The organism is Bdellovibrio sp. HCB209 (genome assembly GCF_047306065.1).
In the GTDB taxonomy this organism is placed as follows: Bacteria; Bdellovibrionota; Bdellovibrionia; order Bdellovibrionales; family Bdellovibrionaceae; genus Bdellovibrio.
This window is the reverse complement of the sequence record NZ_CP178618.1, coordinates 2079102-2090840: the sequence shown is the minus strand read 5'-3', so window position 1 is coordinate 2090840 and position 11739 is coordinate 2079102. Positions and strand designations below refer to the sequence as shown.

7 protein-coding genes are annotated in these 11739 nt (G+C 44.5%); 3 read left to right on the top strand and 4 right to left on the bottom strand.

Features of this window, described 5'->3' with window-relative positions; genetic code table 11:
- Positions 1-40 precede the first annotated feature (40 nt).
- Together icmF and ACLVWP_RS10205 are read left to right on the top strand one after the other, a co-directional pair.
- Positions 41-3280: a fused isobutyryl-CoA mutase/GTPase IcmF gene (gene icmF, locus ACLVWP_RS10210; RefSeq protein ID WP_413557140.1), complete on the top strand. Its 3240-nt coding sequence runs from the start codon at positions 41-43 to the stop codon at positions 3278-3280.
- Positions 3281-3462: 182 nt separating this feature from the next.
- Positions 3463-5064, top strand: a complete 1602-nt coding sequence (locus tag ACLVWP_RS10205) for a HEAT repeat domain-containing protein (protein ID WP_413557139.1) — start codon at positions 3463-3465, stop codon at positions 5062-5064.
- Positions 5065-5479: 415 nt separating this feature from the next.
- Here ACLVWP_RS10205 and ACLVWP_RS10200 read toward each other — a convergent pair whose 3' ends face one another.
- The 4 genes from ACLVWP_RS10200 to ACLVWP_RS10185 form a co-directional block, all read right to left on the bottom strand.
- Positions 5480-5725: a GlsB/YeaQ/YmgE family stress response membrane protein gene (locus tag ACLVWP_RS10200; protein WP_413557138.1), complete on the bottom strand. Its 246-nt coding sequence runs from the start codon at positions 5723-5725 to the stop codon at positions 5480-5482.
- A 78-nt stretch (positions 5726-5803) separates the two neighbouring features.
- Positions 5804-6919 (bottom strand): hypothetical protein, encoded by a 1116-nt coding sequence (locus ACLVWP_RS10195; protein WP_413557137.1) that lies wholly within the window; start codon positions 6917-6919, stop codon positions 5804-5806.
- Entirely contained in the window at positions 6916-9084 is a 2169-nt protein-coding gene (locus ACLVWP_RS10190; protein ID WP_413557136.1) for a hypothetical protein, read from the bottom strand. The genes ACLVWP_RS10195 and ACLVWP_RS10190 overlap by 4 nt, the downstream gene beginning before the upstream one ends.
- Before the next feature lie 149 nt (positions 9085-9233).
- Complete coding sequence (locus ACLVWP_RS10185) at positions 9234-10778, bottom strand: NAD(P)/FAD-dependent oxidoreductase (protein ID WP_413557135.1); 1545 nt, start codon at positions 10776-10778, stop codon at positions 9234-9236.
- Positions 10779-10895: 117 nt separating this feature from the next.
- Here ACLVWP_RS10185 and asd point away from each other — a divergent pair, with 117 nt between their 5' ends.
- Positions 10896-11723, top strand: coding sequence for an archaetidylserine decarboxylase (asd, locus tag ACLVWP_RS10180; RefSeq protein ID WP_413557134.1), 828 nt, complete (start codon positions 10896-10898; stop codon positions 11721-11723).
- Positions 11724-11739: the final 16 nt, after the last annotated feature.

The following is an 11739-nucleotide window of genomic DNA, read 5'->3' as shown; positions in this document are numbered from 1 at the left end:
AGCGAGGTGAAACTCCTCGCTGATGTTACATAAGGTTTTTATGGCATACACTCCAAAGCATCCAGTTAGAATTGTCACAGCCGCGGCATTGTTCGACGGCCACGACGCCAGCATCAACATCATGAGACGTATCCTTCAGGATATGGGCGCGGAAGTGATCCACTTGGGACACAACCGTTCCGTGAGTGATGTGGTTAAAGCGGTTTTGCAAGAAGGCGCGCAAGGCGTGTGCATCAGCTCTTATCAGGGCGGTCACATGGAATACTTCAAATACATGCGCGATCTTTTGAATGAAGCAGGCGCAGGCTACGTGCAAATCTACGGCGGTGGCGGCGGAGTAATCGTTTACGACGAAAAGAAAGAACTTGAAGCCTACGGTATCTCGCAAATCTTCCATCCAGACGACGGTCGTCGTTTAGGTCTAGAAGGTATGATCGAGATGATCGTAAAAGGTTGCGATTTCGATCTTTTGGAAAAACAAAAAGAATTTAAAACTAAGAAAAACATCTTCCAAGGTGACACAGTTCCATCTGTTGAGCTTGGTGTTGCGTTGACCGCAATCGAAAATGGTAACAAAGATGTTTCGTTGGCTTCGTATGGTTTGGAATCATTCAAAGCGAAACAAGCTCCGTTGGTTTTGGGTATCACAGGTACTGGTGGTGCTGGTAAATCGTCATTGATCGACGAGTTGGTTCAACGTTACTTGAATGCATATCCTGATAAAAAAATCGCAGTTGTCTGCGTGGACCCATCGAAACGTAAAACCGGTGGTTCATTGCTTGGTGACCGTATCCGTATGAACTCTTTGTCTCGTACAAAAGTGTTCATGCGTTCTGTGGCATCTCGTGGTTCGGGCCGTGAGATCGCTTCAAGCTTGCCAGAGATCTTGAAATTCGTTCGTCAATTGGACTTCGATTTCATCATCGCTGAAACTTCCGGTATCGGTCAGGGCAATATGGCGATCACTGAAGTATCCGACATTTCTATGTACGTGATGACTTCTGATTTCGGTGCGCAATCACAGCTAGAAAAAATCGACATGATCGACTTCGCGGATTTGATCGCCGTGAATAAAGCTGACCGCCGTGGTGCTTTAGATGCTCTTCGTGACGTATCTAAGCAGTACAAACGCTCTCGTAAGATCTTCGACAATGCTGTCGAGGTTCCGGTTTATTTAACTCAAGCTTCTCAGTTCAATGATGGCGGCGTTAATAAATTGTTCTTTAGGATTGCAGACGTTTTAGAAGAAAAACAAAAAGGCCGTTGGGTTGTAGACCCAGCCTTCCGCGCAAACATCTTGTCTGCGGAAGAACACGGGATCATCTCAGCAGATCGTCAAAGCTATCTGGCTGAAATCGTATCCACGATTCATAAATATAAAAAACGCACGGAAGACCTGGCTGAAGAAGCTTCCAAACTTGGCAGCTTGCAAAAGCTTGCTCCCATGTTGGGGACTCCTGCGGAAACTGTTTCTAAAGTCCAATCTCAACTTGAAGCTGAATTTACAGCCGAAGAGTTGGAATCCCTTAAAAACTTTGATCAGTTGATTGAGCGTTATTCTGGTGACGAATTGGTATTCCAAGTTCGTGACAAGGAAATCCGTCAAAAACTGACTCGTGAGTCTTTGAGTGGTACAAAAATCCGTAAAGTCGTAGTTCCTAAAATGAAGGACTGGGGCGACAGATTCCGTTACTTGAAACTTGAAAACGTTCCTGGTGAATTCCCATTCACAGGTGGCGTTTTCCCTCTTAAACGTGCCGATGAAGATCCTAAGCGTATGTTCGCGGGTGAAGGTACTCCTGAAAGAACGAACCGTCGTTTCCATTACCTAACTAAAGGTGAAACAGCTCATCGTCTTTCTACAGCCTTCGACTCTGTAACATTGTACGGACAAGATCCTGACAACCGCCCGGATATCTTCGGTAAAGTCGGGGAGTCGGGTGTAAGTATTTGTACTTTGAATGATATGAAGAAGCTTTTTGCGGGCTTTGATCTTATTAATCCAAATACGTCTGTTTCTATGACGATCAACGGTCCAGCACCGATGATCTTGGCATTCTATTTCAACACGGCGATTGATCAGCAGGTTGAAAAGAAAGAAAAGGAACTAGGTCGTAAAGTTACTCCTGAAGAATACAACGATCTTGCGATCTGGACTCTTCAGCAAGTGCGTGGAACAGTTCAAGCCGATATCTTGAAGGAAGACCAAGGGCAAAACACTTGTATCTTCTCGATCAATTTCGCTTTGAAAATGATGGGTGATATTGCGGAATACTTTGTTAAGCAAAAAATCCGTAATTTCTATTCCGTTTCTATTTCTGGTTACCACATTGCAGAGGCGGGTGCGAATCCGATCTCTCAATTGGCATTTACTCTTTCAAACGGTTTCACGTTCGTTGAGTACTATTTATCGCGAGGCCTTAAAGTCGATGACTTCGCTCCGAACTTGTCGTTCTTCTTCTCGAATGGTCTAGATCCTGAGTATTCAGTATTGGGTCGTGTGGCTCGTCGTATCTGGGCCGTAGCAATGCGTGACCTTTATAAGGCGAACGATCGTTCACAAAAATTGAAATACCATATCCAAACGTCAGGTCGTTCATTGCATGCTCAAGAGATTGACTTCAATGATATCCGTACGACGTTGCAAGCCTTGCTAGCTATCTATGATAACTGCAACAGCTTGCATACGAACGCGTATGACGAAGCAATCACAACGCCGACGGAGGAATCTGTTCGTCGTGCGATGGCCATCCAAATGATCATCAACCGTGAGTTCGGTATGACTATGAATGAAAACCCAATGCAGGGTTCATACTTCATGGACGAATTAACTGACTTGGTTGAGGAAGCGGTATTAGCTGAATTCAAAAAAATCAGCGAACGCGGTGGTGTTTTGGGTGCGATGGAAACTCAGTACCAACGTTCTAAGATCCAAGAAGAATCCTTGTATTATGAGCGCCTAAAACATGATGGCACTTTGCCAATCATTGGTGTGAACACATTCATCGATCCAAAAACAATGGCGGCGGACTACGTTCCACCGAAAATTGAATTGGCCCGTGCTTCTTACGAAGAAAAAAACCAACAGCTCGACAACGTTCACAAATACCAAGACGACCACAAATCCGAAGGTGATAAGGCGTTGAGCAAGCTTAAGGAAACTGTGTTAAACGGCGGAAATATCTTCGCTGCTTTGATGAACGCTGCGAGATACTGCAGTCTTTATCAAATGACCACCGCTCTATATGAAGTCGGCGGTCAATACCGTCGTAATCTGTAAGTTAATTATTTAAAAGGGAGTCGAAAGACTCCCTTTCTCATTCTGAGAAATTGCCTAGCCTAACTACCACTGTCTAAGTCCTGGTCTTTCCCTAAGCGATGAGTTTGTTCTCACTCTATGGTGCTGATTTTGCTATAGTAGTGGTAATGCACTCCAAAAAAATCCTATGGTTAACTTTTTGTTTGAGTCTATTTGCGCTGCCAGTGATGGCGCGAACGGTTTGTACTATCACTCTGAATTCCGAGCATGAGAAAAAGATCTTCACCTCTCGTTATAAAAAAGAGGGCGTGGAGTTTAAAGAGCTCACCGATTTTAAAAGCAGCAACGACGATAAAAATTGGTTCGATAAAGCCTGTGCCAGTGGAGTTAAGTGTGACTCCCTGATTATCTCAGGACACTTTGGCGGCACCTTCTTTGGTGAAGATACCAATCTGACTTTGCCACTGCAAACAATGGAAAGAAAAGCCTGCTCTAAAACCTGTGAGGGGATTTTGTCTCAACCTAAGGAAGTCTATCTCTTTGGTTGCAACACTCTGGCTGATAAAGCTAAAGATCGTCGCACTCCAGAGCAATACCGCGAGGTTCTGCTGAATGATGGTATTTCGGAAGCCTACGTTGATCGCATCGTGGCGGCTCGATACAGCCCTGTTGGGGAGTCATTTAAATCTACGATGCAAAAAGTATTTTCGGGGGTTCCGCAAATCTATGGATTTGATTCCATTGGTCCTTCCGGGAAAACGGTGTCTTCTTTTCTTAAAAAATACCTAGATCAAATTCCTAACTACTCTAAGCGCTTGGACCAATTGGAGGCTGAAAAGGTGATGAATCAAATCACCAAGGCTAGTGATATTAGCTCCAGCTATTCAGATCCCTGGAATTCAGCGATGAAGGGTACGGCCTACGCCGCTTGTAGTGGTGCTGTGGATGAGCAACGTAAAGAGTGTATTCTGTTCGATGATAAAGCCTCTAAGTATGAAAAAATGCTGACTGTAGAGTCTCTGTTAAATAGCCCTGATCGCAAAGACCATTTCTTGGTGGTTGAAGAGTACCTAAACGGTATTGATATGAAAAACCTCTCGGCTGACGAAAAAGATGTTCTTAGTCGTATTAAAAGCAACACGATGGCGGCTAATGAATTAAAAGCAATCACGCCGAAACTAAACTCCGTTCTAGAGACGAAATTCCCCTTGGTAGATCTAGCGGGTAAAGTCGGCTGGATGTCTCCGGATGAGGTCAGTAAAGAATTAGAAGATACTATGAAGGTTGCGATGAAAGGTAAGGGATTGACCAATACAAAGGTTCAAGCTTTCTGCTCGATTCGCAATCCTCCTGATATGAGTAAATTCAATGCGCCAGCGGCGTGGTATCAAGACAGCAACTTCCTCACGGTCGTGGGATGCTGGCAGGGTACTGCTGGAAAAACATCTCTGCCAACAACGGTGGTTTCACAGTTGAGTCGTCAGTTGGATAGCTCTGATCCCGATACAGCGGTTGAAGCGCTAGGAATGGTGAAATCAAGTGTTGCGACAGATCCAGCTCTACAAAAGAAAGTCGCGAACCTATTGTATTCAAATCAGATCAGTATTTCTGCCTCAGCGATGAGTGTATTAGGCAATGTTCGCAACCCATCGAAAGAAGTTGTCGATGTCGTCGCTCAAGGTTTGAACTCATCAAATCCTGACGTGCAAAAGCGCTCTGCCTTCACGATTCGCAATATGGGTATCCAAGACCCTGACCTCAAACGTCGCGCCTTGCAGATCGCTCCGCAAATGCAGCCTTGGTAAAAATACCAGGGCTGTTTGCAATCATTGTCACAAGTGGAACAATTCGCAGTTCAAACTACCGTCTCAATACGGGAATTTCCATCTGAGAACGAACTCATGGCGTCTCATATTTGTTTGTGCCACTCTGAGTTAGGCCCCGCGATTGCATTAGTAAAGTCATATGCAAAACAAAGTATCCAAACTCAAAAAAACAGTGGTTTACGTGACTATCATTTTAGCAGGCGTCAATGTTCTTATGACAGCGGTCAATGCGGTGTCTGGGGAACAAGAGACGAAGGCTCATTCGTTCCATACAATTGCTTGGGAAAAAAGATAGAAAAGGTAACAGTTCCCTTTTTTAGGATTTAAATTAAATAAGAGATGAATAACAAAAACGCCAGAGAACCTGGCGTTTTTTATTTGATGAAATGTAACGCTAGTTTTTAGCAAAAAGTTTCGCAAGAAACAGAACCACCATCGCGCCAAATACCGAAGCAATGAAGCCCGCAGGTTCGCCTTCGGCATACCAGCCAAGGAATTGACCGATATAAGTCCCTACAACTGCACCAATGATCCCTAGGATCGTTGTCATGATGATGCCTAAGCCTTGCTTACCCGGCATAAAGAAACGCGCTACAAGTCCAACTAGGAAGCCAATCAACAATGTACCTAAAATATGCATTCCAATACCTCCACAAATGAAAGTATTGGGGACGTCGAGGACTTAATCAAGTGACTTTGTTGGATGGCAGGATTTAGCTTATTTAAGTTTTAAAGCCATCTTTAAGTGATAGTTCTTGCCGTCGGAAATAACCAAATTTCCAACTTTAGAATTCAAGCGGCTGATCAGGCGATAGAAACGGTCATCCAGACTGCCATCGTTAGCATATTCAGGCCATAGAGTTTCACACAGTTTGTGGCGGTTCGCCGCTCCACCGCTTAGGATTTTGAGCAATTGCCCCTCAAGAGATTGAGCTTTCACGCGACCCATAAGCTTACCGTTTTCGTTATAAAGAAGGCCTGTGGCTTTTTTGAAAACCCAAGACTCCACGGCCGTCTGCTTCCATTGAAAGGAAGAACTTTGGCGATAGCGTTGCATCCAGTAAGGGTTGATCGAATCAAACTGGCGGATCTCAATCTTTTCAGAATTAAGCTTGGCATTGATATAGGCCAAAGGGAACTGCACGCGCTGATCAACAGTGCCGGTGATTTTCTCTAGGGCGGCAAACGCGCTTTTGATCTTACCCATTTCAAATAAGCAGTCAGCCCAGTTTGCCAAAGCTAGGTGAAGATCTGAAATACCTTGAAGCTGAGTGAACAGATTGACCGCCATCAAAGCAAACGTTTCTGCCTTAACATAATTTTTCTGATCAAAAGAGATATAAGAAAGCTGACGAGCACAAGAAGCTTGAATGCGCACATTTTTTAAGCCTTGGGCTTTCTCAAGAGTATTCAAAAACTCCATATGCAAAGGCTCTTCTTGCAGGAAGGACTGAGCGATCAACATATTGAATTCTGCACTTAGACCTTTTTCGTGATTCTCACAGAAGGCATAGCAGTCGAAGGCATTCTTAAAAGCATCCTGAGCTTCAGCGTGTTTTTGTGAATGCATAAAGAGCATCCCACGCACAAAATAAACTTCGGCGCGAAGATCCGGGGAAACAACTAGTTCCGCTTTTAGTTCTTCGACGTCTGGTAAAGTTTCACTGCTTTTTAAAGCCACACGGAAACTCAAAATCTTTTGCTCCATCAGTTCTTCAAAAGAAACCATCTCCTGCGAGCGGATGGCGCGGATATGAGCCAGAATGTTGTCCTGGTGACCAGACATCAAGCCATTCAATGATTCGAAGTACTCGTTTTTAAGATGAAGCTTCATTTCATATCCTCTGAGATATTTGTTTCTGCGTACCAAGGCGTTTGGCCTTGAGCATTCAGGACTTGGCATTCCGGTGCGACCGAGAAAATCTTAAATCTGATAATGCGATCTTTCGTGTCCAGGCTGATATCAGCATGGATTTTTGGATCACGTATTTGGTATTTCCAGATATTCGCAGCGATAAGGTTATTTTGATTAAGTTCAATTTTGCAGCTGTCTCCGATTTGCGCCTGGCCGACGATCGCGGAGTTTTTGCTCACCGCCATCTTAAGAGTCGTCATAGGGAAGCTATTTGCACCCTTGATACCGTAAGCATATTTAAGCTGACGTTGATCTATACTGAATTCGAAAGAATCACTGCTGTTGCATGCGATATAGTTGTTGGCATTATCGTTTGACGATAAAACACCGTAGTTTTTCTGAGCAGTCTCTGTGCCTTGGTCATATTTGAAAGTTAAAGAGCTCACGCCTTCGAATGAACGTTTTTTAGATTTATGGAACAAAGGACTTTGGCAAAGAGGGCGGAGGTCGAAAGAGCCCTTCGTCGCATAAACGGCCCCTGCGTAGATTTCAGAAATCTTATTCAGGCGTTCCTGCGCAGGTTTATTTATCAGTTCAGAAGTTAAGTCATTCAAGTCAGACACCTTATGGCCTACACCTTTGGAGTCGACGTATCCTACTAGAATTGCATCAGGCTTGTTTGGAGATAAAATACCCGCTGTTTTGCAAGTTGTCTCTGTGCGGTACATAGAGGTCGACATATTCTGAATGTTTTCAGATTGCATCGCATCGGTCTTAAATGTTGAGTTTATCGCAGCCATTATGCCGCCGCCACCCTCTGTATAGTCGCCGCCGCCAACTTTTAGAAGCGTACTATTCGTGCCGCCTTTAAGGAGGTTGTCCTTCAGATTCTTATCGGAGAACTTATTTTTTAAGTCCTCTTTTAAAAGATTCTTTCTCAAGATCTCATTAGTTTGATTTTCTTTCTCTGCACGGATTTTATCGACGATACTTTCTGCTTCAGAAAAGTTCGCGTCGCCCTTATCAAAGTTGATTCCTTTTGTGGAAATCCAGTCAGAAGATTCTTGGTAAGAGTCTTTACAAACTTCAGTGGCTTGGTAATAACGAGCGCCGCCCATAGATTGAAGTAAAACAGGAGTTTTTGAAAGAGCCTGTTCACCAGCTTTCAGAGTATAGCGAATAATAGGTCCGGTAACGGCGTCTGCTCTTTCGATTCGTAAAGGTGCATTGAAAACGATCGTTGCGTCCGTGACGTCAGAAATTTCAAAGTAAGTTCTGATAACATCACCGATAGTAATAGCTAAGGAACGCCCTCCAGAAATATCAGTTCTGATGAGCATTCCGGCAACGTACTTGCCATTTTTCATAAATGAAAATTGGTCTTTGCCAGGAGCAGAAGCTTCGTCTTGAAAAATCAAAGGTGTTCCGCTGAATCCAGGGCGGATCGCAAAGGTTTCAACAGCAACAAGGTCGCTGCCGCCATAAGATGCGGAGCTTTTATTAGAAAGCAGAGAAACTTTTGGTGTGGATTGAATCATTTGGTCATTTGTTTTACCAAATGATGTGTTCATTTCGCGACCTTGATTGGCGATGACATAAGTCCAACGCTTGAAGCCTGATTTATCAAACCATTTATTATCCATTAAAGCAGTGTGATCGGGGGCATCCGAACCTACGCCTGGATATTTAGCTTTAAAATCTTGATACTCCTGCATATAGATTAGTGCCGTTAGGAAGTTTTCTTCTGCCCAAGTTGTTGCAGTCGTTGTTTGAATTTTTAAAACAGCGATGTCTTTAGTGACAGACACGCCTTTGATGGTAGCGAATACGTTGAGTGTGCTACACTGAACAATGATCTTTGTGGCCCCATGAATCACATGTGCGGGAGTAATGACTTCTCGCTCATTGTTCTTGCTTATAACTACCCAGCCGATTCCTGATTGATAGAAGGATTTGCCATTGATCTCGGTAACCGCGTGTACGGTAACGACATTACAGGTGGGGCTTTTTTGTCCTAGCTGAACCGTATTGATCACAGGAACGAAAGTCTTTGCCACGGCCCTAGTGTCTAAAGAATAGACAGTGACCCCAATAAGGGCTGCCAGTGCTAGCTTTAAACTAAATATAAAAGACTTAACCTTCATACCCAGCTAAATTGCAATCGCCAAGCCATCCAGGAAGCTTCGAACTCTAAAAGTTACCGGAATAACTAGGCTATCTCCGTCAGCAAGAAAAAGGCGCCTGCCGGTTTTCAGGAACGCATTGCATTCCTAAAAACCGGCAGGCGCCTTTTTTACGTCAGCTTTTCGATGATTTTTTCTGCGATCTTAATGCCGTCGCACGCAGCAGAAGTGATCCCTCCTGCATAGCCGGCACCTTCGCCCGCAGGGTAAAGTCCCGCGTGGGAAATACTCTCAAGCGACTCATTATCACGAGTGATACGCACTGGGCAGCTTGTACGAGACTCAATTCCGTAAAGTTGTGCGTCTTCAACCACGAAGCCCTTCATATTGCGATTAAACTTATTCAAACCTTCTTGAATACGTTTTGTCATATGAGCAGGCAGGATCTCATCCAAACGGATGTTGATAGCACCAGAAGGCGAAGAGCCCACACGCAAGTTGCGAGGGCCTTTTTTAGATGGGCCACCCAAGAAATCCAATAGATTTTGAGCTGGCAATTCTTTTGTGCCACCAGCCTCGCGTACTGATTTCAAAGCTTGAGTTTCTAATTGGCGACGAAGTTTCATCCCGCCAAAGACATCGTTTCCAAAAAGTTTATTGTGATCGATAGAAACCACGATTGCAGCATTTGCAAACGGGGAGTTACGGTTGTAGTTACTCATCCCGTTACAAACGATACCGTCTGCTTCAGTTCCCGCAGACAGAACATAACCACCTGGGCACATACAGAACGAGTAAACACCAATACCGGTTTTATCGTCATGGTCAGCAAGCTTGTAGTTTGCGGCCCCCAATTTTGGATGTTCTGAAAACTGACGATACTGGATTTTATTGATCTCTGCTTGAGAATGCTCAATACGCAAACCCATCGCAAAAGACTTACCATCCAAATGCACGCCGATGTCGTTCAAGTGATTGATCATGTCTTCAGCTGAGTGACCTGTAGCTAAGATGACATGCGGAGATTTAAACTCTGTACCATGTTCTGTGCGAACGCCGACAGTTTGTTTTCCTTCCATCAAGATCTCAGTCACCTGAGTGTCAAAATGGATTTCACAGCCATTGGCTTTTAAGTATTCACGAAGCTTAGGGATCACGCGACGGATACGATCAGAACCCACGTGAGGATTCGAGAGCCACTGAATTTCCGCCGGAGCACCGAATTGCACCAAGCGATTCATTACGTAAGGAATGTGCGGAGATTTAATACGGGTGATCAATTTACCGTCAGAGTACAGACCCGCGCCACCTTCGCCGTAACAAACGTTATTGCGAGTATCGAGCTTACCATGTCTCCAGTATTGATTGATGCCCTTCATGCGATTGCCAGAATCAGAACCACGTTCAAACAAGACGCATGGAACTCCCCGCTCCACAAAGCGTAAAGCTGCAAATAGACCCGCGGGACCAGTCCCCACGATCAAAGGCTTCTCTTTAGGAGTCGCGATTTTCTCTAGATTGAATTCTGGAATATTAAGGGTTTCGCCTTTTTCAGCGACCTCAATCGAATAAACGAAGTGCGGGGAGTGAGCTCTGCGAGCATCGACGCTTTGGCGAAGGATGCGGTAGGGACCGTGCTCAGGAACCATCCATTGAAGTTTTTCTTCAAGGTCCTGATCAATAGGAATCTCGATATTATTGAATATCTTCGCCATCTTTTTACCTCGCGGGCCTGTGTTAAAGGCCAAACTGGTGAATATTTTGTTTTCAACGCTTATAGCAGAAACCTCCTAAGGTGACAAAGGGGGGAAACTCAGTTAGATAATTTATATATGTCAGCAATCACTCGTATTTTACCAAAAAGACAGCTCAGCCGCCTTGTCGGCAAAATTATGCACTTTGAAGGGCCTAAATGGTGGGCACGTCTCACTATCAAGGGCTTTGCTTCCTGGTACAACATTGCCCTGGATGAGGCAGAAAAGCCTTATACCGAATACCGCAGTATCGGAGATTTCTTCGTAAGACACCTAAAACAAGGTATCCGCCCTGTAGGTACGTCATGGGCCGTTCACCCAGCAGACAGCGTGATCACTCAAGCTTCTCCGATCAACGAGGGGACTTTGATTCAGGCCAAGGGGCACACTTACACTTTGAAAGACTTCACTCAGGATGCTGATTGTGAAAATAAATGGGGTGAGGGTTTCTTTATGACCTATTACCTTTGCCCAACGGATTACCACCGTGTGCACTCTCCAGTTGAAGGGATGATCACAAATGTTCGCCTGATGCCGGGTGAGTTGTGGCCTGTGAACGAATGGAGCACGACAAACGTTAAAAATCTGTTCTCTGTGAACGAAAGAGTTCTAGTAGAGATCGAAACGGATTTGGGACCTGTGGGTGTTATGTTCGTGGGTGCTACAAACGTAGGCCATATCGTATTAAGCTTCGATGAGTCTATCCGTGGTAATCAATCAGACGATCTTGTGATGAAATCAAAACGCTACACTCCAGGCATCCCGGTTAAAAAGGGCGATGAACTTGGAATGTTCCGCATGGGTTCAACGATTGTGATGTTGTATCCGAGAGTCTTTAAAGAAAAATTCCAGAATGAATTAAATCTTGGACCTTCGGTTCGTGTAAACGCATCATTGATCAAATAAAAAAAGGCTCCCTGGA